Annotated in this window: 22 protein-coding genes; 6 read left to right on the top strand and 16 right to left on the bottom strand. The window is 56.1% G+C overall.

What is annotated here, in order from left to right:
* Positions 1-50 precede the first annotated feature (50 nt).
* From infB to rimP, 4 genes are read right to left on the bottom strand one after another with little or no spacing between them, the layout of a single operon-like run.
* Positions 51-2,552, bottom strand: a complete 2,502-nt coding sequence (gene infB / locus BCF46_RS11385) for a translation initiation factor IF-2 (protein WP_121024266.1) — start codon at positions 2,550-2,552, stop codon at positions 51-53.
* Positions 2,549-3,184: an RNA-binding protein gene (locus tag BCF46_RS11380; RefSeq protein ID WP_121024264.1), complete on the bottom strand. Its 636-nt coding sequence runs from the start codon at positions 3,182-3,184 to the stop codon at positions 2,549-2,551. The genes infB and BCF46_RS11380 overlap by 4 nt, the downstream gene beginning before the upstream one ends.
* Before the next feature lie 23 nt (positions 3,185-3,207).
* Positions 3,208-4,827 (bottom strand): transcription termination factor NusA, encoded by a 1,620-nt coding sequence (nusA, locus tag BCF46_RS11375; protein ID WP_121024263.1) that lies wholly within the window; start codon positions 4,825-4,827, stop codon positions 3,208-3,210.
* Positions 4,827-5,402, bottom strand: a complete 576-nt coding sequence (gene rimP, locus BCF46_RS11370; RefSeq protein ID WP_073144726.1) for a ribosome maturation factor RimP — start codon at positions 5,400-5,402, stop codon at positions 4,827-4,829. The genes nusA and rimP overlap by 1 nt, the downstream gene beginning before the upstream one ends.
* A gap of 224 nt (positions 5,403-5,626) precedes the next feature.
* On the opposite strand from rimP, the gene BCF46_RS19790 reads away from it, so the two are divergent.
* Positions 5,627-5,770: a hypothetical protein gene (locus tag BCF46_RS19790; RefSeq protein WP_170157920.1), complete on the top strand. Its 144-nt coding sequence runs from the start codon at positions 5,627-5,629 to the stop codon at positions 5,768-5,770.
* 59 nt (positions 5,771-5,829) lie between these two features.
* Here the strand turns inward: BCF46_RS19790 and BCF46_RS11365 are convergent, their stop codons facing one another.
* From BCF46_RS11365 to pip, 5 genes are all read right to left on the bottom strand, one after another.
* Entirely contained in the window at positions 5,830-7,374 is a 1,545-nt protein-coding gene (locus BCF46_RS11365; protein WP_121024261.1) for an ABC transporter substrate-binding protein, read from the bottom strand.
* Positions 7,375-7,449: 75 nt separating this feature from the next.
* Positions 7,450-9,096 (bottom strand): ABC transporter ATP-binding protein, encoded by a 1,647-nt coding sequence (locus BCF46_RS11360; RefSeq protein ID WP_121024259.1) that lies wholly within the window; start codon positions 9,094-9,096, stop codon positions 7,450-7,452.
* Complete coding sequence (locus tag BCF46_RS11355; RefSeq protein WP_121024257.1) at positions 9,093-10,292, bottom strand: ABC transporter permease; 1,200 nt, start codon at positions 10,290-10,292, stop codon at positions 9,093-9,095. The genes BCF46_RS11360 and BCF46_RS11355 overlap by 4 nt, the downstream gene beginning before the upstream one ends.
* Positions 10,289-11,287: an ABC transporter permease gene (locus BCF46_RS11350; protein ID WP_121024255.1), complete on the bottom strand. Its 999-nt coding sequence runs from the start codon at positions 11,285-11,287 to the stop codon at positions 10,289-10,291. Before BCF46_RS11350 ends, BCF46_RS11355 begins: the two co-directional genes overlap by 4 nt.
* A 113-nt stretch (positions 11,288-11,400) precedes the next feature.
* Positions 11,401-12,378 (bottom strand): prolyl aminopeptidase, encoded by a 978-nt coding sequence (gene pip / locus BCF46_RS11345; RefSeq protein WP_121024253.1) that lies wholly within the window; start codon positions 12,376-12,378, stop codon positions 11,401-11,403.
* 71 nt (positions 12,379-12,449) lie between these two features.
* On the opposite strand from pip, the gene ubiG reads away from it, so the two are divergent.
* On the top strand, positions 12,450-13,190 hold the full coding sequence (ubiG, locus tag BCF46_RS11340) for a bifunctional 2-polyprenyl-6-hydroxyphenol methylase/3-demethylubiquinol 3-O-methyltransferase UbiG (protein ID WP_121024251.1): 741 nt from the start codon (positions 12,450-12,452) through the stop codon (positions 13,188-13,190).
* Here the strand turns inward: ubiG and BCF46_RS11335 are convergent.
* The 4 genes from BCF46_RS11335 to BCF46_RS11320 are packed head-to-tail and all read right to left on the bottom strand — an operon-like array spanning position 13,187 to position 15,466.
* Positions 13,187-13,627 (bottom strand): MarR family winged helix-turn-helix transcriptional regulator, encoded by a 441-nt coding sequence (locus BCF46_RS11335; protein ID WP_121024249.1) that lies wholly within the window; start codon positions 13,625-13,627, stop codon positions 13,187-13,189. The genes ubiG and BCF46_RS11335 overlap by 4 nt on opposite strands.
* A gap of 3 nt (positions 13,628-13,630) precedes the next feature.
* Positions 13,631-14,458, bottom strand: coding sequence for a carbon-nitrogen hydrolase family protein (locus BCF46_RS11330; RefSeq protein ID WP_121024247.1), 828 nt, complete (start codon positions 14,456-14,458; stop codon positions 13,631-13,633).
* A complete protein-coding gene (gene grxC / locus BCF46_RS11325; protein WP_121024245.1) occupies positions 14,455-14,709 on the bottom strand; it encodes a glutaredoxin 3 in 255 nt (84 codons plus the stop codon). Before grxC ends, BCF46_RS11330 begins: the two co-directional genes overlap by 4 nt.
* Positions 14,710-14,746: 37 nt before the next feature.
* The gene (locus BCF46_RS11320; RefSeq protein ID WP_121024243.1) at positions 14,747-15,466 is read right to left on the bottom strand and encodes a double zinc ribbon domain-containing protein; all 720 of its coding nucleotides are present in this window, start codon (positions 15,464-15,466) and stop codon (positions 14,747-14,749) included.
* Positions 15,467-15,510: 44 nt separating this feature from the next.
* On the opposite strand from BCF46_RS11320, the gene BCF46_RS11315 reads away from it, so the two are divergent.
* Both BCF46_RS11315 and hemH read left to right on the top strand, forming a co-directional pair.
* Positions 15,511-16,362 (top strand): methyltransferase domain-containing protein, encoded by an 852-nt coding sequence (locus BCF46_RS11315; RefSeq protein WP_121024241.1) that lies wholly within the window; start codon positions 15,511-15,513, stop codon positions 16,360-16,362.
* A gap of 2 nt (positions 16,363-16,364) precedes the next feature.
* A complete protein-coding gene (hemH, locus tag BCF46_RS11310; RefSeq protein WP_121024239.1) occupies positions 16,365-17,414 on the top strand; it encodes a ferrochelatase in 1,050 nt (349 codons plus the stop codon).
* 227 nt (positions 17,415-17,641) lie between these two features.
* Here hemH and mutT read toward each other — a convergent pair whose 3' ends face one another.
* Genes mutT through BCF46_RS11295 form a run of 3 tightly spaced genes read right to left on the bottom strand, consistent with a single transcriptional unit; the run spans position 17,642 to position 20,134 of the window.
* Positions 17,642-18,040, bottom strand: a complete 399-nt coding sequence (gene mutT / locus BCF46_RS11305) for an 8-oxo-dGTP diphosphatase MutT (RefSeq protein ID WP_121024237.1) — start codon at positions 18,038-18,040, stop codon at positions 17,642-17,644.
* A complete protein-coding gene (gene argJ / locus BCF46_RS11300; RefSeq protein WP_121024235.1) occupies positions 18,037-19,272 on the bottom strand; it encodes a bifunctional glutamate N-acetyltransferase/amino-acid acetyltransferase ArgJ in 1,236 nt (411 codons plus the stop codon). The genes mutT and argJ overlap by 4 nt, the downstream gene beginning before the upstream one ends.
* Positions 19,273-19,294: 22 nt before the next feature.
* Complete coding sequence (locus tag BCF46_RS11295) at positions 19,295-20,134, bottom strand: peptidylprolyl isomerase (protein WP_121024233.1); 840 nt, start codon at positions 20,132-20,134, stop codon at positions 19,295-19,297.
* 180 nt (positions 20,135-20,314) lie between these two features.
* On the opposite strand from BCF46_RS11295, the gene secA reads away from it, so the two are divergent.
* Entirely contained in the window at positions 20,315-23,005 is a 2,691-nt protein-coding gene (gene secA, locus BCF46_RS11290; RefSeq protein ID WP_121024231.1) for a preprotein translocase subunit SecA, read from the top strand.
* Between the two features lie 102 nt (positions 23,006-23,107).
* Positions 23,108-23,956, top strand: coding sequence for a hypothetical protein (locus BCF46_RS11285; RefSeq protein WP_121024229.1), 849 nt, complete (start codon positions 23,108-23,110; stop codon positions 23,954-23,956).
* Positions 23,957-23,958 lie beyond the last annotated feature (2 nt).

Raw genomic sequence — 23,958 nt, 5'->3', positions numbered from 1 at the left:
AAGCCCCGGCATTTCTGCACGGGGCTTTCTAGTATTCATATTGCGTCGACTTAATCCAGTGAACGCTCGACCTCTTCGCGGGTGAAGATCTCGATCACATCCGCAGGGCGGATATCGTCGTAAGCTTCAAATGCCATACCGCATTCCTGGCCAGACTGAACCTCCGGAACTTCATCTTTGAAGCGTTTCAGAGTTTTCAGCGTGCCTTCGTGGATCACAATATCGTCGCGCAGCAAGCGTACTCCAGCGGAGCGGCGGGCCACACCTTCGGTAATGATACAGCCAGCAACTTTGCCGACGCCGGTGACCTTGAAGACTTCTTTTATCGTGGCGTAACCGATGAAGGTTTCCTTGATCTCAGCAGACAGCAAGCCAGAGGCTGCTTGTTTCACATCATCCACTAGGTCGTAGATCACCGAGTAGTACCGGATTTCCACGCCCTTTTGGTTGGCGGAGTTACGCGCAGATGCATTGGCACGAACGTTGAAGCCGAACACTGGCGCGCCGGAGGCTTCCGCCAGACCGATATCGCTTTCTGTAATCGCACCAACACCGGAGTGTAGGACGCGAACGCGGACCTCGTCGTTACCGATTTTCTCCATCGCTTGAACGATAGCTTCGGCAGAACCTTGAACGTCAGCCTTCACCAAGATGGGCATCTCAGACAGGTTTTCGTCGTCTTTGGCTTTCGCCATCAACTGCTCAAGGGTCGTCGCGGCACCAGCGGCGGCGCGTTTGTCTTTGGCGGCTTTCTCGCGGTATTCGGCGATCTCGCGGGCCTGCGCTTCGGTCTCGACGACGTTCAGAACGTCGCCAGCCTCAGGTGTGCCGTTGAGGCCAAGAACTTCGACAGGAACCGAAGGGCCGGCTTCCTTGATGCGGTCGCCTTGGTCGTTGATCAGCGCACGAACCTTACCGTACTGCTCACCCACAACGAAGATGTCGCCTTGGCGCAATGTGCCGTTCTGGACCAGAACCGTAGCAACCGGACCGCGGCCAACGTCAAGCTGAGCCTCGATCACGGCGCCGGAAGCGGCACGATCAGGGTTGGCTTTCAGTTCCAAGATCTCAGATTGGAGTGCAATGGCTTCAAGCAAGGTGTCGAGACCCTGCCCGGTGGTAGCCGAAACCTCCACGTCTTGCACTTCGCCCGACATCTTCTCAACGATCACTTCATGTTGAAGCAGATCGGTGCGAACCTTGTCCGGGTTTGCGTCATGCTTGTCGACCTTGTTGATCGCCACAATCATAGGAACACCGGCAGCTTTGGCGTGGTGAATAGCCTCGATCGTTTGCGGCATCACCGCATCGTCTGCGGCCACAACCAGTACAACGATGTCGGTTACCTGAGCACCACGGGCGCGCATGGACGTAAATGCGGCGTGGCCAGGTGTGTCGAGGAACGTCAACAAGCTGCCGTTTTGTTCTACTTGGTAGGCACCGATGTGCTGCGTGATGCCTCCAGCTTCGCCAGCGGTAACGCGGGCGTTGCGGATGGCGTCAAGCAGCGATGTTTTGCCGTGGTCAACGTGGCCCATGATGGTGATGACCGGCGCACGCGGCGACAGGTCTTTTTCGTCATCCAACACTTCCGTGATGATGTCTTCCACATCCGAGTCCGAAACCCGAACAACTTTGTGGCCGAACTCTTCGATGATCAATTCGGCAGTATCAGCGTCAATGGACTGAGTCTGAGTCGCCATAATGCCGTTTGTCATCAGCGCCTTAACAACATCTGACACGCGTTCCGCCATGCGGTTTGCCAGCTCAGAAACAACAATGGCTTCTGGCAGCTTAACGTCACGCACAACCTTTTCGCGCTCAACAGAGCCACCCATAGCTTTTTGACGCGCACGCTCTTGCTTGCGCTTCATGGCGGCCATGGATTTGTGACGGCCGTCACCACCGCGTAGGGCTTGGTTCAGCGTCAGCTTGCCAGAGCGACGTGCGTCGTCGTTACGGGTCTTCGCGTTTTTATTGTCGCGGTCATCGCGATCACGACGCGCTGGTGTTGGCGCGGCTTTGCCGCCACCACGCGGGCCGGATGGGGATACTGCGGGCTCGCCCGGTGCTGCAGCAGCAGCCGGTGCAACAGCAGGAGCCGCCGCAGCAGCTTTGGCTTCTGCGGCCTCGCGAGCTTTGCGAGCCTCTTCATCAGCCTTGGCTTTGAGAGCGTCTTCGCGTTCTTTTTCTTCACGCTCTTTTTCTTCAGCCTCGGCGCGGCGGCGTTCGCGGCGCTCTTGCTGTTCGGCCTCTTCGGCGGCGCGGCGTTCGATGTCGGCTGCTTCTTGCTCTTTAGCAGCCTGAAGCGCCTTCATGCGGCGATCCATTTCTGCATCGGAGATGCCGGCAGGACGTTTGGAAGGATCACCAACAGAGGGCGATCCAGTAATTGAAGGCTTAGCGCCACCGGGTTTAGGCACCACTACGCGCTTGCGTTTGGTTTCCACCACCACGTTCTTGGTGCGCCCGTGGCTGAAGCTTTGCTTCACGTTACCGGGACGTGCGCCACCTTTAAGGCCAAGGGGTTTTTTACCGTCACTATCGCTCATGCGTCGTCTTTTCCTTTCGGGCGGGATTTCTTTCCGCCGCTATGTCCGCGGACACCTTTCAGCCTGATGCCCTCAGCTTTTATCTGTCTGCTGAGTCCACCTGCCGTTAAGGCGCCATGTATCACACTTTCCCGACCGAAAGCCAAACCCAATTCCTGAGAGGTCAAACAGCCAATAAATACGTCTTTTCCGGGCGGCGAATGGAGCTTTGATTTGCCCCTCTCGGACCCGTCACTTGCCTGCACCAAGAGCGTTGCACGCTCGTTTTCCAGCAGGCTCTTTACCTTCTCGTAGCCAGTGACCGCTTGCCCCGCCTTACGCGCGAGCGAGATCAGATCAACCAACCTACGTGCCAGCAGTTTGTCGGTCTGTTCGAACAGACCGTCTGGCACGCTTACTTGCTCCTTGGCGGAGCGCGAGAACGCCTTTGTCTTGATGGCCTTCTCCAAGGCGTCCTTGTCGGCGCTCACCCAAATTCCACGACCGGGCAGCTTGTTGCGAACATCCGGTACGGCCTGACCTTCCGGTCCAACCACAAAGCGGATCATCAACGCCGGGTCGCGCAACTCTCCCGTAGCGATGCAACGTCGCTCCGGGCCGTTTTGTTCTTTTTCCTGACCGCCGCGGCTCATGCCGGGATCCCTGAGGCCTGAGATCAGGCCTCAGCCTCCGCAGTTTCTTCGGCACCGTCTTCGGCTTCTTCTTCAGACGCCAAATCAGCAGGATCAACCCAGCCAAGCTGGATGCGGGCGGTCATAACCATTTTTTGCGCTTCCTCAAGCGACACGTCGAAGGGCTCCAGAACGCCGTCATCTTTGGAGCGTTCGCCATTTACTGTTGTCCAGCCACCGGCCAGTTCCCAGTCAGCGCAGGTTGCGAAGTCTTCCAGTGTCTTCACATCGTCTTTCGCCAGCGCTTCCACCATTTGGGGTGTCAGTCCTTCGAATTCAATAAGGCTATCCTGCGCACCCAATTCACGGGCCGTTTCCAACGCCTTCTTGGCAGCAGCTTCCAGATAATCGCGGGCACGGGCCTGCAGCTCGGATGCGGTATCGTCGTCTACGCCGTCGATAACGAGAAGCTCGCCGACTTCGACGTAAGCCACTTCTTCCAGCGAGGTGAAGCCTTCAGAGACCAGCAGTTGTGCAAAGAACTCGTCGAGGTCCAGTGTTTCCATGAACAGCTTGGTACGGACTTCGAATTCAGCCTGACGACGCGCGGATTCTTCTTCCTCGGTCATGATGTCGATGTCGAGGCCAGTCAGTTGTGATGCAAGACGCACGTTCTGACCACGACGGCCAATCGCCAGCGACAGCTGCTCTTCGGGCACGACAACTTCGATGCGCTCGGCTTCTTCGTCCAGAACCACTTTGGAAACTTCAGCAGGTTGAAGTGCGTTCACCAAGAATGTCGGTTGGTCTTCGTTCCATGGGATGATGTCGATCTTCTCGCCTTGAAGTTCGTTCACAACGGCCTGAACGCGGCTGCCGCGCATACCAACGCAGGCCCCTACTGGGTCGATGGATCCGTCATGTGAAATAACGGCAATTTTCGCACGCGAACCTGGATCACGGGCCACAGCTTTAATCTCGATGATGCCATCATAGATTTCTGGCACTTCCATCTTGAACAGTTCCGCCATGAATTGCGGATCGGTGCGTGACAGGAAGATTTGCGGTCCACGCACTTCGCGACGCACATCTTTGATGTAGACGCGAATGCGGTCGTTCGGGCGGTAACTTTCGCGGCCGATTTTCTCGTTGCGGCGCAGGATGGCTTCGCCACGACCAATGTCGACGATGACGTTGCCGTACTCTTCGCGTTTAACCTGACCGTTGATAATCGTGCCCACGCGGTCCTTGAATTCTTCGTACTGACGATCACGCTCGGCTTCGCGCACCTTCTGCAAGATAACCTGCTTGGCAGATTGCGCGGCGATGCGGCCCATTTCAACTGGAGGCACTTCGTCAACGATTGTGTCGCCGACCTTTGGGTCGTCGAGATAATCTTTGGCGTCTGCGACGTTCAGCTCGGCGCGGTCATTCTCGATCATGTCATCTTCGACAACAGTCCGCACACGGGTGAAGGTGGCCTTACCCGTTTTACGGTCGATGGAAACGCGAATATCCAGCTCAGCACCGTAGCGCGATTTGGCTGCGCGAGCGAGGGATTCTTCCATCGCTTCGACGACCAGTTCCGGGTCGATCATCTTCTCGCGCGCCACGGCCTCTGCGGTTTGCAGCAGCTCAAGTTGATTGGCTGAAGTAATTGCCATTAGTCGTCTCCTTCGCCATCGACGATCTGTTGAACTTCGTCGAATTGGGTTTCGTCAATTTCGCCCGCGTCTTTGCGGTTTTTAAGAACATCGCGGATCAGCTCGTCGGTTAGGACTAGCTTCGCGTCTGTCAGCCATTCGAATTTCAGGCCGATTGTGCCTTCTTCGATGGTGATCAGAACCTCGTCACCTTCAACGCCTGCCAACTGCCCTTTGAAGCGGCGGCGGCCGTCGATGAGTTCTTCGGTTTCAATCTTTGCCTCGTACCCGTCCCACATCTCGAAATCTTTCAAGCGGGTCAGGGGGCGGTCGATGCCGGGGCTCGACACTTCAAGGCTATATTCGCCGGAGATCGGATCTTCGACGTCAAAAATCGCAGACAGCGCGGTAGAAATCTTGGCGCAGTCATCGACCTCGATACCGCCCTCAGGTTTCTCCGCCATAACTTGCACAATATCGGCTTTGCCCGTGAGCAGGCGCATTCGCACCAACTCATAGCCCAGACCCTCGATAACGGGTTGGGCAATCTCGGCCAGACGGCGGTCGATGGCGGCTTTGGCGATCAGATCAGACATAGTTTCCTTAGAGGCACAAAAAAACGGGCGCGCGGCCCGTTGATGTTTCCCGGTGGAGCGCTGGGGGTGGAGACCAGCGCGCCGCTGTTGAGGGGGATATAGGGGAAGCCGGACGAGTCTGCAAGTTTTGTTTGAAGATGTTCCGGCAAGGGCCGCAAACCTGTCCAAAAACCGCCCTATTCCGAAATTAACTATTCCTACAGTCAATTTGGAAGGAAACGAAAATGGACTCAAGCAGCCTGGGCCTAGTGGTCTCCGTCGGCGGCGGCGCATTCCTGTGCGGCGTGGCCATCATGTATGTGGTGATGAACCGCACTTGGAAAAAACGGGACGCCGAACGCGCTGAACGTGCAGCCGCAACTGCCTAACCAATAAAAAACGCCCCGCCAAATGGACGGGGCGTTTTTCTATCTTCTATCGAGGTCGCTTACGCGAACCACCAGCGCTCTGCCATGCGGGAGCCGTCCATCTGGAAGTTGTTCCCGATGTTTTCTCCATGCGCCAGACCGGACGATGCCGCGTCCACGTAGTTCGCGTACATCGGGATCACGGTTGAGCCACGGGTCGACAGGATTTCCTGCATTTCATGGTAGATCACGCGGCGCTTCGCGGAATCCAGCTCTTTGCGACCTGCATAGAGCAGCTCTTGGAAGCGAGGATCGTCCCAGTTGCTTTCGTTCCAAGGAACGCCAGCTTCATAGGCGGTCGCGAACATCCAGTCTTCAGTCGCGCGGCCAGAGTAGTAGCTGGCACACCATGGCTTCTTGAGCCAGACGTTGGACCAATACCCGTCATCAGGCTCTTGAACGACGTTGATGTTGATGCCGATTTTCTTGGCAGACGACTGATACAACTGCCCCGCATCCACTGCGCCGTTGAACGCAGCATTTGCGATATGAAGATCAACGCTCAGATCGCCGACGCCGGATTTATCCAAGTGGAACTTGGCTTTGTCCGGATCAAACTCGATCTGAGGAAGATCGGCGGCATAGTATTGGTTTGCAGGTCCGATCGGATGATCGTTTGCCACTGCGCCGTGACCTTGGAGGATTTTGTCCACCAATTCCTGACGATCGACGGCGTATTTCAGCGCCAGACGGACATCCAGATTGTCGAAAGGTGCAACGTCAGACAGCATTGGCAGCGTGTAGTGTTGGTTGCCGGTCACTTCGAAAATCGTGACGCGCGGGTTCGCGCGCATCAATGGCTCGGTTTTGAAATCTACGCGGTTCACGGCGTCGACTTGACCCGTCATCAGCGCGTTCATCCGTGCGGATGTGTCGTTGATCGCGATGTATTCGATCTCGTCGAACCAACCTGCGGAGCCGTCCTTGTAGTGGCTCGCAACCCGCTTGCCGACAAAACGCACGCCGGGGTCGAAGGAGACGACCTCATACATGCCCGTGCCGATACCTTTGGCGATAGCCTCGTCAATCTGACCCGCAGGGAACATGACGATATGGTAGTCAGACAGCAGGAATGGGAAGTCGGCATTGCCCGCGGCAAGCGTCAATTCAACTTCGTGGTCGTTGATCTTTTTCATTTCGCTGATCGCCGACACAATCGGTTTCGCCGCAGATTTAGCGCCTTCTTCGGTGTGCATCGCAAGCGAGGCCAGCACGTCATCCGCACCGAATGCCTTACCGTTGTGGAAGGTAACGCCCTGACGCAGTTTGAACGTCCATTTAACAGCGTCCGCGCTAGCTTCCCAGCTTTCGGCAAGCTCGCCGCGCAGCTGGCCGTCCGGACCAACTTCGGTCAAGCAGTCGAAAACGCAGCCGTGGCCGCAGTTGATCATGAATGCGTCGGAATGGGTCCGCGCATCCCAGCTGTCCGAGGTGTTTGCCCCGTTTAGCCCCATACGAAGGCGACCGCCCTTTTTGGCCTGCGCGCGAAGCGGCAGACCCGTGGCGGACAGAACGCCAGCAGCAACGCCCGTCTTGAGCAGGCTGCGTCTTGAAATTTGTGACATGAGTGTCTCCCAGTTGGTTTTAGTCAGATGCGGTTCGTCCGCATTTATATCGGCCCCGCTACAGGGCGATTCGTTTTACATCTTATCAACAGCAGCGTCGCCGATGTTATCAACTCCGCGTTCCTGCAGAAGATTTGTCAGCCAGTCCGGGTCCATTTCAGGTACGGAGCTTAGCAGCAAGTCAGTGTAGGCATGGTGCGGCGGCTTGAACATTTCCTTCTTCGGACCTTGTTCAACGACCTCACCGTCCTTCATCACCACGACTTCATCTGCGATGGAGCGAACGGTGGCCAGATCATGGGTAATGAACATATAGCTCAGCCCTAGCTCGTCTTGAAGCTTGGCGAGCAGGCGCAAAATCCCTTCGGCCACCAATTGATCCAAAGCAGACGTCACTTCGTCACAGATAATGAATTTCGGTTCAGCGGCCAATGCACGGGCGATACCGATGCGCTGTTTTTGTCCGCCGGACAGTTCTGAGGGAAGACGGTTGAAATACTCTGTCGGTTCCAGCTCGATCTCGGCCAGCAATTCCTCGACACGCTTGCGCTTTTCGCGGCCCTTCAGGCCCATATAAAACTCGACTGGACGCCCGATGGTCTCGCCAATGCTTTTGCGTGGGTTCAGCGCGGTGTCGGCCATTTGGTAAATCATCTGCGCTTGACGCAACTGGCCTTTGTTTCGCTGTTTGTAGCTCACTGGAAGTGGTTCGCCGTCAAACTCGATATGACCGATACGCGGTGGAAGTAGCCCGGTAATGCAGCGCGCGGCGGTTGATTTGCCAGAACCGGACTCGCCGACAACGGCCACAGTGCGGCCTGCATGAATGTCGAAGCTGACATCGTGCAAAACGTCAACTGTTCCATAGGCAGCGGTGACATTCCTGATGCTCACCACCGGGGTAGCATTGACGTTTATCGCAGGTTTCGCGGGGCGCTCGAAGCTGCGGACCGCCCAAAGCGACTTGGTGTAATCTTTTGTAGGCGAAGAGAGCATCGTGCGGGTGTCGGCTTCTTCGACTTCATCACCTTTCAGCAGAACTTTGATCTTATCGGCCATCTGCGCGACCACGGCCAAATCATGTGTGATATAAATCGCGGCTGTGTCGAACTGCTCGACGATGTCGCGGATCGAGGCGAGAACCTCGATTTGGGTCGTCACATCCAGCGCGGTCGTTGGTTCGTCAAAAATGATCAGGTCGGGGCGACAGGCCATCGCCATTGCTGTCATAGCCCGCTGAAGTTGACCGCCAGACACCTGATGCGGATAGCGGAAACCGATTTCTTCGGGGTTTGGCAGGCGCAGGCGGCGGTAAAGCTCGATACCGTCCAACTCGCTTTCGCCGCGGCTGGAGACGCCATGCTGAACCGGGCCTTCGGTGTGCTGGTCGATAAGTTTATGCGCGGGGTTGAAGCTGGCGGCAGCAGATTGCGCAACATAGGCGATCCGCTTTCCAAGCAGGGCACGTTTTACCGCAGCGGATGCCTTTACCAGATCAACACCGTCAAACTCTACAGAGCCTTCACTGATCCGCACGCCATCGCGGGTGTAGCCCATTGCGGCAAGGCCGACCGTGGACTTACCGGCACCAGACTCGCCGATCATGCCCAGCACTTCGCCCTTCTTAAGATCAACATCAATGCCGTTGATAATTGGGTTCCAAGTCTCGTCGGACCGGCCTTCAATCTTCAGGCCACGAATTTTTAGCAGCAGGTCGCTCATTCTTTCAGCCCCGAAGATTTGTGCAGCATCCAGTCGACCACGAAGTTCACGGCGACGGTCAGCAGGGCGATGGCGCCAGCGGCCAACAATGGGGTGACAGCAACATTTGGCGCGAAGGCCGCGAAGTTGATGAACTGCGACAGATCACGCACCATGGTGCCCCAGTCGGCTTTGGGTGGCTGGATGCCGACACCAAGGAAGCTGAGTGACGCAATCGTGAGGAATACAAAGCAGAACCGCAGACCAAATTCAGCCAGCAATGGCGCAAGCGCGTTGGGCAGGATTTCGCGGAAGATCAGGTAGCCCATACCCTCACCGCGCAGTTTTGCGGCTTCAATATAGTCCATAACGACGATGCTTTGCCCGACCGCGCGTGACAAACGGAAGACGCGGGTGCTGTCGATGACTGCAATAATGAAGATCATATAGATGGTGACCAGCCACGCCTCGCTGCCGGCCCAAGCGGTAGCGATTGTCATAAGCAACAGCGAAAAGATCAGGGAGGGGATCGCCATAAGAGCATCTACAACCCGTGACAGAAGTTGATCTAACCATCCGCCCAAAACTGCGGCGAGAAAGCCAAGGGAGCCGCCCAAGAAAAACGCGAGGCAAGTCGTGACGAAGGCAATACCAACGGTGTTCTGCGCGCCATAGATCAGGCGGCTCATAATGTCTCGGCCGATCTGATCGGTGCCAAGCGGATATTCGGGATTGCCGCCCAAAGCCGGATCACCCCCGGCGACAACATTGGCGGCGCCCAGAATTTCTTCCTGCCCATAGGGGGCGATGAGGCCCGCAAAGATAGACACGATCGCATAGATGAAGATGATCATAATGCCAAATGCAGCAGTCAGCGGCATGGACCGAAACAGCTTTTTACTGTTCTCAGTGCCGACATTGCGAAATACCGTGCGAAACACCCAAGAAGCAGCTGCAAAGCCCAAAAGCCCTATCACAGCCCACCGAAAGAAGATCACACCTGGCTGTGGGACGCCATCAACGGCCTGAGGTTGGAAAAAATACCAAAGGCTGAACAACAGCGCCGCGGCCGCGAACACATAGCCAAAGGCGACGCCAAGCGGCATGTCGCGGAAGTAGGGCTTGTCGTTGGTGGCCTTCTGCGCAGCAAACCGAAAGGCCCATGCAACTGCCAGCATGACAATAAGCCCGCCGATGATCCAAATTAGCGCGTTCATTTTGGATGCCTCAGGCGTGGATTGGAGACGATGGACAAGATATCCGCCGTCAGGTTCAGCAGGATATAGACTGCCGCGAAGATCAGGCAGCAGGCCTGTACCACAGGAATGTCGCGAATTTTAACGCTGTCCACAAATAGCTGGCCGATACCCGGGTAGACGAACACCACCTCGACCACGACCACGCCGGTCACTAGATAGGCAAGGTTCAACGCAATAACGGTGATGATCGGCGCCAAGGCATTTGGCAGTGCATGCTTCACGATCACCCGCATTGGCGAAAGCCCCTTAAGGCGCGCCATCTCGATATAAGGCGAGGCCAACAGGTTGATAATTGCGGCGCGTGTCATGCGCATCATTTGCGCGGTTACGGCCAGAGTCAGCGTGAGTGCTGGAAGCATTGTTTTGTTCAGGCGGTCACTGAATTCCATGCCGGGGAAAATATTGGACAATGACGGGAACACAGGGTTCAAAACGGCGAGGAACAAGATCAGGACATAAGCGAGGAAGAACTCAGGGCTGGAGATCGCCGACAGGGTTGTAACATTCATCGCCTTGTCAAAAGCAGTGTTGCGATAGAGCGCCGTCAGAATTCCCAGTGTGACAGCCAGCGGCACCGAGATCGCAGCGCTTACGCCGGCAAGAAACATGGTATTCTTCAGGCGTGGCACGATTTGTTCAAATACCGTGGTGACATCACCACCGGTGCTAGATCCGGCAAACGACTGAAATAGGGCTTGTGACATTGGAATACCAAGGTCGCCTTGAACAGCGCCGGATAGCCATTTGAAATAGCGGGTAACGGGGCCTTCGTTTAGGCCAAGCTGTTCCCGGATCGCTGCGACAGCTTCAGGTGTGGCGCCTTGCCCCAAAATGGACTGCGCGAAATCGCCGGGCAGCGCGTTCACTGCGACAAAGATGATAATGGAAACAGCGAAGAGGGTTGCGATCCCAAGCAACAGTCTTTGAAGGATGATCTTTGATAGTCCAGCCACAGGCGCTTTTTACATCCCAACATTTCCCCGGATTTTCAGAGACTAGCGACTCAAGTCGATCTGTAAACCCGTAGAACCTATTTTGCCTGGTTTCTGGACTTTCGGAGTCTCAATTACGCATACGCGGCGCGTAAGTTGTCCATCACGCCAACAAGTTCGGCAGTAATGGCAGGTTCGGACAGGGCATGCCCGGATGCCTTGACCATCCTCAAATCGGCCTTCTCCCAGCCGTCAGCAAGGCGGTAAGCTGAGATTGGTGGGCAGATCATGTCGTATCGTCCCTGCACAATCACAGCGGGGATATGTTCTATCTGGCTGCGTTTGGCGAGGATTTGGCCGTCACTTTCCAGAAAGCCCCGATTGGCGAAATAGTGGTTTTCCAGACGGGCAAAGGCGCGGGCGTATTCCGCCGGGGCATTGCCAACAGAATGCGTTACCGTCAACGCCGCCAAGGCATTCTCCCAGCCCGCCCACGCCCGTGCATAGCGGGTTTCCAATCTCATATCGCCAGAGAATAGGCGGCGTTCATAGGCGGCAATCATGTCGCCTTGCTCTTCTTTAGGGATGAGGTCCGCGAATTTCGACCACTGCTCTGGAAAGAACAGCCCTGCGCCCCCGCCGTAAAACCAGTCTAATTCTGCTTGCGTCATCAGGAAAACACCGCGAAGCACCAGCTGTGTTGCGCGACAAGGGTGGCTTTGCGCGTAGAGCAACGAAAGCGTTGCACCCCAGCTGCCGCCGAAGACAATCCATTGCTCGATATTGAACCGCTTCCGTATCAGTTCGATGTCACGGATCAGATGCCAGGTGGTATTGTTTTCGACGCTGGCATGTGGACGGGATCGTCCGCAGCCGCGTTGGTCAAATAGCACGATGCGGTACACGGCCGGGTCGAAATAGCGTCGCATCGCGGGGGAGCATCCGCCACCCGGGCCGCCATGCAAAACCACAACCGGAATGCCGTCCGGATTGCCGCACTGCTCTACATAGATCCGATGGCCGTCGCCCACGTCCAACATCTGTTGGTCAAAGGGGTCAATCGGTGGGTAGAGATGCGCTACCGCGCGGTTTTGTCCTGACGATCTGTCCATACGGCCCTATATAGTCTGCTGAGCACTGGGCACCATGCCCGAAAATGATCAACATATCGATGAGTTTGCACATGAACACCTCCACCGTCGACCCCTCAGAAATCGCTAAGTTCGAGGCCATGGCCGCGGAGTGGTGGGACTTGAACGGAAAGTTCAAGCCGCTGCACATGCTCAACCCGTGCCGTTTGGACTATATCACAAGCCAGATTGCGGCAGAGTTCGACCGAGATCTGGACGCCGAAGCACCGTTTAAGGACCTGCGAATCCTTGATATTGGGTGCGGCGGTGGCTTGCTTTCGGAACCCATGGCGCGGCTTGGGGCTGACGTGGTGGGTGCAGATGCTGCCGCGGGAAATATCCCGGTCGCGCAAGTTCACGCAACGCAGTCTGGGCTGAATATCGATTACCGACACACCACTGCCGAGGCGATGGCCGAGGCAGGGGAGCAATTTGATGTCGTGCTCAACATGGAGGTCGTTGAACATGTTGCTGATCCACTCGCTTACCTGACTGCATGTCGGAAATTGCTGAAACCGGGTGGCTTGATGGTGTGTTCGACAATCAACCGGAACCCGAAAAGCTTCATGATGGCAATCATCGGGGCGGAGCACATCATGCGTTGGTTGCCGAAGGGGACCCACGAGTGGAACAAATTCATCACGCCTGAAGAATTATTCGAATTGATTTCCAATGCCGGGCTGAACCCTGTGGATCGTAAAGGGTTCGTGTTCAATCCGATCTCTTGGAGTTGGTCTTTGTCAGACCGCGACTTGTCGGTGAATTACGTCACAGCAAGTATCAAGTCCGATTAATCTTCGGCAAGACTGCGGCGCAAATCACGCAAAACGGGCACAGCGTCGCGAACCCTTTCGGAGCCAACGCCGTTAATAATTTTAACGATCATCGGCGCGATCGAATTCAATGCGGCATCGCGGGCTCGACGCCCCGCCGGGCTGATTACCACCTGCTTACGGCGCGCGTCATCCCAATCCGGGGACACATGGATATGTCCGGCCCACTCCAGTTTGGCCAGAGTGTTGGTCAAAGCCCCACGGGTAAGCGCAAAGCTTTTTGCAAGTTGCGCGGGTGTCCGCGGCTCTGTCAGCAGGTACAGGTGATTGAGCAAGGTGAAATGGGATAACTCCATTCCTTTAGGCAACGCCTTTCCCAACTTGTTTCGCGCAAGCTGATCAACCATGAACAGCTCACTAAAAAGCGAAATAGCGATAGAGTCTTGGGTCTCTGCCATGGGTCAAAGCGTATAGGGACGGTCGTGTGTTAAGGAAGGGACACGCTGTCGCGCCCTCGCAACGTCACCCAGATCAATCTCCGCGCAAACCATACCGTGATCGGTCCCTGCGTCCAGAATAACTTCGCCCCAAGGGCTGATAACAATCGAATGCCCGTGGGTTGAGCGTGATTTGCCTTTGGTCGCCAGATGTTTTCCCGTTTGCGCAGGGGCAATCACAAAACACCCCGTTTCGATGGCGCGCGCGCGCAACAGGCTTTCCCAGTGCGCAGCGCCGGTAATTGGCGAGAACGCAGCTGGCACCGTGATGATCTGAGCGCCCGCTTTAGCCAGATCGCGGTAAAGCTTCGGGAACCGCATATCATAGCAAATAGACATGCCGATCTTGGCAAACCCAGCATCCGCAACCACAGCACGATCACCGGGGCGGTAACCTGCGCTTTCTTGGTAGCTTTCGCTTTCCGAAATCTTCACGTCGAACATATGAATTTTGTCGTACCACGCTTCGATGCCACCCTGTGGGTTGATCAGAAAGCAGCGGTTGGCGAAACGCCCGTCAGGATCGTCAGTCTTCAAACCCAGTGAGCCGATCAACAGCCAAATTCCACGCTTGGCCGCCGCGTCACGTATCGCAGCCAAACTGGGGTCGTTGTCTTGGTGGGATAAGACTTTCATCTGATGACTGCGGCTGGTCGACACGCAGTTGGTCACCTCCGGCGTCAGCATAAACTCTGCCCCGTCACGTACCGCGTCGTCGATCAACGCAAGTGTCACCGGAAGGTTGGCAACGGGGTCGTCACTCGCATTGAGCTGGAGGAGGGCAATCTTCATACTAACAACGCATCGAGCTTTCCGGCACGCTCAAGTGCATTGAGATCGTCGTATCCGCCAATGTGAATATCGTCGATGAAAATCTGTGGCACGGTCCGGCCGCCATTGGCGCGCTGGATCATCGCGGCCTTCTTAGCGGCATCGCGACCAACATCGGTCTCTTCGAACGAAGCACCTTTTTGTGTCAGCAAACGTTTCGCGGCGTGGCAGTACCCACAAAGAGAAGACGTATAGATTTCGATTTGTGCCATGAAACTGGTCCTTGGTGATGCGATGTTGGACCGTTATCTAGTCATCTTTCGCTACGCGCGCTAGCACCAGCACGTCAACTTGCCGTGCGCCTGCTGAAACACAGGCCTCGGTGCAGGCGGCCAAGGTGGCGCCGGACGTCATGACATCGTCAATCAGCAAAACAGGGCGGTCCTTAAGAAGATACCCCCGCTTGCGATGCGGAATGATGGAGCCTTCGAGTGATGCAAAGCGACCGTCGCGCGATTTACCGTCCAATGTTTCAGTCGCATGTTGGCGGTGCAAAGAGTCAGGCAGATAGGCTAGGCCCAGGTTTCTAGCTAAAATTTTCGCAATCAACGCAGATTGATTGTAGCGCCGCTTGAGTTGGCGCAGCCAGTGTAGAGGAACGGGAACAACGACAGCATCGGGGTCAACCGGCGGCGTGACACGCGCCATCCAATGCGCGGCGGGCCGCGCCAGATTGGTGCGGTCCCCGTGTTTCAAACGCAAAACCATGTCGCGGCCCTTGCCGCGATACATCATGGCCGCCGCCCCACGATCCCATGGCCGTTCAATAGTCATACAGTCGTCGCATTGCATGTCGGTGCCCCGATCTTTCCCCGGCAAGGGCACCCCGCAGCTTTTGCATGCGAGGCCATGAATGAAATGCGTTTCGCGCCAGCATTCGCCGCAAAGCGACAGATCGTCCTCTACCGCTGCGCCACAGGTGAGGCATTGTGGCGGATAGATCAGCCTTAGCGCGGATTGCAATTTCATCCCATTCCTCTAAGTAGCGGCGTCTGAGCCTTAGGAGTTTCTCTGTGTCCCAACCCCGTCCCCTGACAGACCGCGCCGCGTTGGTGCGCCAGCGCGCACGGGCGATGCGGCAAGGGCCGGTCACGTTCCTGCACGAAGAGGCGCTATTCGAGGTTCAGGAAAGACTTATCGACGTTAACAGGTCGTTTACGTCACCTGCGATTGTCACGGGTCATCCGGATTTTTGGGCCAACGCCTTCCCCGATGCGCAGATCGTGCCGGACGATGACACCTTGGCGTTAGAGCCTATCGAACATGATCTGGTTATTCATGCCATGGGTCTTCACTGGGCAAACGACCCGGTTGGTCAACTTGTTCAATGCCGTCGCGCGTTAAAACCTGACGGCTTGTTCATAGCTGTGTTTCTCGGTGGGCAAACGCTTGTTCAGCTCCGTGCCGCATTGTCGGAGGCTGAGGTGTCGATCAGCGGTGGTCTTGCACCGCGCGTGGCACCGATGGGCGAAATTCGCGATCTGGGCGGCTTGTTACAGCGTGCTGGGCTTGCGTTGCCCGTTGCCGATTGCTCCAAGCGCAACGTCAGCTACAGTTCTCCTATGGCCCTACTGCACGATCTGCGGGCTATGGGGGAAGGCAACGCCCTGACGGATCGTCAGAAAACCCCACCACCCCGTGATCTGTTTAGCCGCATGGCGCGTATATATTCTGACAATTACCCCGCTGGCCTGGATCGGGTGGCGGCGACGTTCGAGATGATCTTCCTGACAGGTTGGGCGCCGTCCGAGACGCAACAAAAACCGTTGCAACCCGGTTCGGCCTCCACACGACTTGCGGATTTCTTGAACACGACCGAGTTGGGGCCGGATGCAAAACCCGTTACAGGGGACGAGGACCAATAGAGATGAATACAATGACCCCGACACCTTTGCCCCACGCAGACGCAGACCACCCTAAAGTGAAATTCGGCAAAGTTGGCGTACTCATTGCCAATCTAGGCACGCCAGACGATTATACCTACTGGCCAATGCGCCGCTATTTGAACGAGTTCCTGTCCGACAAGCGTGTCGTGGATTTGGCATCGTGGAAGTGGCAACCATTGCTGCAGCTTATCATCCTGACCAAACGTCCGTTCTCTTCTGGTGAGGCTTACAAAAGCATCTGGAACCACGACAAGGGTGAAAGCCCGCTGCTGACCATCACAAAAGACCAAACTGCCGCTCTTAAAAAGACACTACAGGCCAAGTACGGGGACAACGTCGAGGTTGATTTCTGCATGCGGTACGGCAACCCGTCGACCAAATCGAAGGTCAAAGAGTTGATCGCGAAGGGATGCGACAAGATCGTGTTCTTCCCACTCTACCCGCATTATGCAGGTGCGACGTCCGCTACCGCCAACGACGAATTCTTCCGCGCTCTAATGCAGGAAAAGTGGCAACCGTCTGCACGGACAGTTCCAGCTTATTTTGAGAATGAGGCTTATATTGACGCACTCGCCCAGTCAGTAGAACGCGCCTACAAGGGGATCCAACGGCCCGATGTATTGGTTTGCTCCTACCACGGGATGCCAATCCGCTACCTGATGGAAGGTGACCCGTACCACTGCCAATGCCAAAAGACGACGCGCCTGTTGAAAGAGCGGTTGGGCTGGGCGGACACCGACATCACCACGACGTTCCAATCTGTCTTTGGCCGCGAGGAATGGCTAAAGCCCTACACCGTCGAAGAGGTTGCGCGGCTGGCAGAGAACGGCAAGAAGAAGATTGCCGTGATAGCGCCGGCCTTCTCAGCGGATTGCATCGAGACGCTGGAAGAGATCAACGAAGAGATCAAAGAAAGCTTCGAGGAGGCTGGCGGAGAGCAGTTTACCTACATTCCATGCCTAAACGCCGAACCCGCGCATATTGCAGCGCTGACTAAGATCATCGGTGATAACTTGAAGGGTTGGGTCTAGTTCGTCTGTGGGGCGACCGGGCGCCCATCAAAGATGCGGTCGTCAACTTTGATACGAATTAATCCGTTTTCCAGCGCCTTTACGAAGATGCCCTGAATTGAAACGCAACTACCGATTGTCACTGTCCGAAGCATTGTAACTTCCCCCAAAGTTATTACGCCGGAGTTTACTCAGCTTTGCTTCTTATGCCACCGAAAAATTGGTCTAATTTGCCGCACCAGCTAACCCTATAGCCAGTCGCGTAAAATCGGGATTAACGGGATGTCTGCGGGCGGCATAGGGTAGTTTTTCAGCGCATTAGGTCGCGCCCATTCCAGCGTTTGACCTTCTTGCGGAGTCGGGATGCCCTCCCATTTGCGGCAGGCAAAGAGCGGCATGAGCAGGTGGAAATCATCGTAGCTGTGACTGGCGAATGTCAGCGGCGCGAGGCAGCTTTGCCATGTGTTGATGCCCAGCTCTTCTTGTAGTTCACGGATCAGCGCGTGCTCCGGTGTCTCACCGGGTTCAACCTTGCCGCCAGGAAATTCCCATAGACCCGCCATCGACTTACCCTCTGGGCGCTGGGCCAGTAGGACGCGACCATCGGCGTCGATCAGCGCGACAGCTGAGACAAGAACAGTTTTCACGATCTGTAGTCCGCGTTTATCTCGATATATCCATGCGTCAGGTCGCAGGTCCAAACGGTGCTATGTCCGGCACCCAATCCCAGATCAACGCGGATGCGTAGGTCTTGGTTTTTCATATGGGCGGCAGCATCCGCTTCGACATATGTCGGCGACACCCAGCCGTCTTCCGCAACCAGCACATCGCCAAACCAGATCGACAGCCTGTCGCGATCTGCATTTGCACCGGACTTGCCAACGGCCATCACCACACGGCCCCAGTTCGGGTCTTCACCAGCAATGGCGGTTTTCACCAACGGAGAATTCGCGATCGACATGGCAACCTTGCGGGCGTCGACGTTATCGGTCGCCCCGCCGACGCGGATTTCAACAAACTTAGTGGCACCCTCGCCGTCACGAACAACCTGATGGGCAAGGTCTTTCATGACTACGCCCAAAGTCCGCTCGAAGGTTTCGTTGTATTCGACGTTTGCGCCAGACGTACCGGTTGCGGCAACCAGCAAACTGTCGGAGGTGGACGTATCGCTGTCCACTGTGATCGAGTTGAACGTGTTCTCATTCAAACGAGACACCATTTCCTGCAACCCAAGCTGGCTGATTTTGGCGTCCGTGAAGATATAGACCAGCATCGTCGCCATATCCGGCGCGATCATGCCGGAGCCTTTGGCGATGCCCGCAACGGCTACTTCCACTCCGCCAATTTCGCACGTGGCAGATGCCCCTTTTGCGAACGTGTCGGTGGTCATAATCGCGCGCGCGGCGTCTTCAATGCCGTCAGCTTTTAGTGCTCCATGCAGCCCGTCCAGCGCGTGTGTGATTTTCTCATACGGAAGCGGCTCGCCAATGACCCCGGTGGAGGCCGTGTAGATATGCGAGGCTGGCAGGTTCAGCGTTTTCGCGGTGGCGTTTGTGATAGCTTCAACGGCTGCGACACCAACGCCGCCGGTAAACGCGTTGGAATTGCCCGAGTTCACCAAAAAGGCGAACCCTTTGCTGTCGTCTTCAACGCTCCCCAGCTTTGACTGGCAGTCCAGCACCGGCGCGGAACGTGTCGACGACCGCGTAAATGCGCCAGCAATCGCGCTGCCTGCATCAATTTGGGCAAGCATCACATCCGTGCGGCCAGCGTATTTGATCCCCGCAGCGGCGGCGGAGAAGCGCACGCCGTCAATCTGGGGAAGCTTCGGGAAGCCCCCCTTGGGTGCAAGGGGGGATACTTTGGTGATCTTGGCCATGGCGGTGAACCTTATGTGTCGGTTACTTCGACAGAAGGCCTACATTGCGGATGGCTGTCGGATCAACCTCAACCTCTGTGCGCGTCACGTTTGCGCTGTCGGTCAGGCGGGTGATTTCGTCGTCGATTGCCTTGGCGCGAAGCTCGCGTTCAATCTCGTCGCGCACGGTGCCTAAGGCGGGGGCCTCTTTCACGCGGCTCTCGTTGCGTTTGATGACGTGCCAGCCAAACTGGGTTTGAACAGGCTCGGACACGGCCCCATCTTCCATCGCGACGACAGCCTCTTCAAAAGCAGGAACCATCGCGCCCTTACCGAACCAGCCCAAAGAGCCACCGCTTGGACCACTTGGGCCAGTGGACTTCTCTTTCGCCAGTTCTGCAAAATCTGCGTCGCCTGAAAGCTGCGCGATCAATTCCTTGGCTTCTTCTTCCGTCTCTACCAAGATGTGCGACGCGCTGAATTCCATTTCAGGCTCGCCCTCGGCGTAGCGTTCTTTGTAGACGGCTTCGATTGCGGTCTCATCCAGATCAGCGGTGCCGATTTTGGCAAGAAGTTCGCCTGCGAGAAATGCACGAATTTCGTTTTCCTTGCTAATCTCTATCGCACCGGAGAGGTCTTTCTCCATTTCTTGGCTCAGGGCCGTTTGCTGAATCAATTGCTCAAGAATGCCGTCGAACAAAACAGCATCTTCGAGCTGCTTGTACTGCTCTGGCAGGCGCTCTTGCAGCGCGATCATGTGGCCAAGCGTGATGTCCGTGCCGTTTACAGTCGCCATTACGGTCGTCGCGTCTTGCGCCATTGCTGGCATCGCGACGGTCACGGCGAGGCCGGTCGCACGAAGAAGTGTTGAAAATTTGCCCATATTATCTGTCTCCTCAGGGGCCGCACGGGGGCGCGGCGTTGACACTCTCAGACACGGCCCTTACATCGCCAAGAGGTTTGAGGCGCGTCTTGTCTTAGCCGTCGAGATATGGTGCGACGGCCTGATGGGCAAGGTGCACTGACACACGAATTTGTTAGCCATCACAAAAGGCGCGGAAATATGCTGGGTTTGGGTACCATTACGAAAAAGGTTTTCGGAACGCCGAACGACCGCAAAGTAAAGGCTGTCCGGCCACTGGTCGCTAAGATCAATGCGCTAGAGCCCGAATTTGAAGCCCTGAGCGACGACGAAATCAAGCAACGTACCGAGCAGCTTTCGATGCGGGCGCAGTCTGGTGAGAAACTGGATGACCTGCTTCCCGAAGCCTTTGCCAACGTCCGCGAAGCAGCCCGCCGCGCGCTGGGCCTGCGCGCGTTCGACACCCAGATCATGGGTGGCATTTTCCTGCATCAAGGCAACATCGCAGAAATGAAAACCGGTGAAGGTAAAACGCTTGTGGCGACCTTCCCCGCGTATTTGAATGCGCTGTCGGGTAAGGGCGTTCATATCGTTACGGTTAATGACTATCTGGCCAAACGCGATGCGGAATGGATGGGCAAAGTCTATGCCGCGCTGGGTCTGACAACGGGTGTGGTTTATCCGCAGCAACCCGATTCCGAAAAGGGCGCCGCCTACGCAGCCGACATCACCTACGCAACAAACAACGAGTTGGGCTTTGATTACCTGCGCGACAACATGCGCTCGAACCTGGCCGAGATGTCGCAACGTGGCCATAACTTCGCGATCGTCGATGAAGTTGACTCGATCCTGATCGACGAGGCCCGCACGCCTCTGATCATTTCCGGCCCGTCGGACGACCGCTCCGATCTGTACCTGACCATCGACAAACTCATCCCCGAGTTGACCGAAGAGCACTACAAGCTCGACGAAAAAACCCGCGTTGTCACGATCACCGACGCTGGCAATGATTTCATCGAAGTTCGCCTACGCGAGATGGAACTGCTGCCGGAAGAGCAATCCCTTTACGATCCTGAAAGCACCTCCCTCGTGCACCATGTCACCGAGGCTTTGAAGGCGCATAAGGCGTTTCATCGGGACAAGGATTATATGGTTCGAAACAACGAGGTTATGCTCGTTGACGAATTTACCGGCCGCATGATGGCTGGTCGCCGCCTGTCTGGTGGTCTGCATCAGGCTATCGAAGCCAAGGAAGGCTGCCCAATCCAGCCTGAAAACATCACGCTGGCCTCTGTGACATTCCAGAACTACTTCCGTCTTTATAACAAGTTGGCCGGCATGACCGGTACCGCTGCGACCGAAGCAGAAGAGTTTGCCGAAATTTACGGTCTGGGCGTGGTCGAAATGCCCACAAACAAGCCCATCGCCCGTATTGACGAGCATGACGCGATCTACCGCACGGCGAAGGAAAAATACGAAGCCATCGTCGAAGAGATCAAGAAGTCTCATGAGACGGGCCAACCCGTTCTGGTCGGCACAACCTCCATCGAAAAATCGGAATTCCTGTCCCAGCTTCTGGAAAAAGCAGGCGTTCCACACAACGTCCTGAACGCACGGCAGCACGAGAAAGAAGCCGAGATTGTCGGAAACGCCGGTACCTTGGGTGCGGTGACAATTGCGACGAACATGGCGGGTCGCGGGACTGATATTAAACTTGGCGGCAACGTCGAGATGAAGATTATGGCGGCGCTGGAAGCTGAACCTGATGGGGATCCAGAAGCGATCCGTGCCCGTATCGAGGACGAGCAGTCCAAGGCTGAAGACGAAGTTAAAGCCGCTGGCGGCTTGTATGTTTTGGCCACAGAGCGCCACGAGAGCCGTCGTATCGACAACCAGTTGCGTGGTCGGTCCGGTCGTCAGGGTGATCCGGGTCGTTCCAGCTTCTTCCTGTCACTGGAAGATGACTTGATGCGCATCTTCGGCTCCGAGCGTTTGGACAAGATGCTGTCCACGTTGGGCATGAAAGAAGGCGAAGCGATTGCGCACCCGTGGGTGAACAAATCGCTGGAAAAGGCACAGGCAAAGGTCGAAGGGCGCAACTTCGACATTCGTAAACAATTGCTGAAATTCGATGACGTGATGAACGATCAGCGCAAGGTCATCTTTGGCCAGCGTATGGAGATCATGGAGGCCGAAGAAATCGGCGAGATCGCCCAAGACATGCGTCATCAGGTGATCGACGATTTGGTTGACCAGTTCATTCCCGCCAAAAGCTATGCCGATCAATGGGACACGCAGGGGCTTTATGTCGCTGTGATGGAAACCCTTGGAATGGACCTGCCGGTCATCGCATGGGCCGACGAAGAAGGTGTCGACGACGGTGATATTCGTGAACGCCTGTATGACGCGTCCGACGAATTCATGGCGAAGAAAGCTGTTGATTTCGGTCCCGAGCAGATGCGGAATATCGAAAAGCAGCTCTTGCTCCAAACAATCGACGGGAAGTGGCGTGATCACTTGTTGAAGCTGGAGCATTTGCGCTCGGTCGTGGGCTTCCGTGGTTATGCACAGCGCGATCCGCTGAACGAGTATAAGACCGAGAGCTTCCAGCTGTTTGAGGGTATGCTCGACAGCCTACGCGTTGACGTTACCGAAAAGTTGTCGAAAGTGCGCCCACTGTCCGAAGCGGAGCAAGAGCAGCTCATGCAGCAGTTCTTGGCGCAACAAAATGGCGGTCAGCCAGTAGCCGATTTGGAAGCAGAGCATGACGGCGTTGCCGCCCCCGGTTTCGATGAAAATGATCAGGCGACTTGGGGCAACCCCGGACGCAACTCGCCTTGCCCATGTGGGTCTGGCAAGAAATTCAAACACTGCCATGGCGAACTCGGGTAAGGGGTTAAATCCACACGGTTTCGCCGCCGCGTCTTTTCTGCTACGCTAGAAGTCTATTGCAACGAGAATACTCGGCAAGGCAGGTAAATGAGCAGAAATTTGATGACCGCGGTTTTAACCGCGTGGTTTGGTATTGCACCCCCAACACTGGCAGACGGAGTTCCCGCGGCGATCACTCCGCCACTTCCAAGAGCGTCGCTTCCGTCACCTGAACTTCCGAGGGAAAGCGAGTTCACGCTTACGCAGTTCAAATCAGCCAAGGCAACGTTTGACGAGCCGCAGCGCGCGGTCGCTGGGATCGTGGCGCGGCAGGCCAACATCTCCAATTTCGGCACTGCTTGCGGACCTTCGTTGAGCATGACGGTCGCCCCAGATGCGATGCTTGCTGTTCGCGTGAGTGCGCCCTGCTTGCCATATGATGCCATTTGGTTTGAGCATGAAGAATTGGCGTTTACTGTCCCGATGCCGTTGACGGGGGAATTGGCCTTCCTGCTTCCTGCACTCGATACGGATGCTGAATTAACCGCGACACTCTCTGATGGAACCGTTCTGAATGCGCGAAACCACGTTCCTGATGCGCGAAACTTCGCTCGTGTAGCACTGCAATGGAGCGGCGCTGACCCGGGTGAGTTGGTGGCAAAGGCCCCTAGAGTTTTGGACGGCAAGGTGATCCATCTGGGTCAATCTCCTGACGCCAACGGAGCTGTTCTGCAGGTCTTTTCGAGCCGGATCAGCGACCAAACTGCATCAGGCGTAGTCCGGTTGTCGATGCGTGCACCCGTGACAGCGGCCAATTGCGGTAGCGGTCAAGTGGCACGCGTGCGTCGGATGGTGCCGGGTGAGCCGACTTCGATCTATGGCTTGATCCTAAACGGGCCGGGCTGCGGGGCTATCGGGCAAAGTCTTCAGTTGAATAATGTCCTGCAAGACCTGAAACTCTCGGGAAATTAGGG

The sequence above is a fragment of the Litoreibacter meonggei genome (assembly GCF_003663885.1).
In the GTDB taxonomy this organism is placed as follows: domain Bacteria; phylum Pseudomonadota; class Alphaproteobacteria; order Rhodobacterales; family Rhodobacteraceae; genus Litoreibacter; species Litoreibacter meonggei.
The sequence above is the reverse complement of the archived record's forward strand: the minus strand, read 5'-3'. Positions and strand labels throughout refer to the sequence as shown.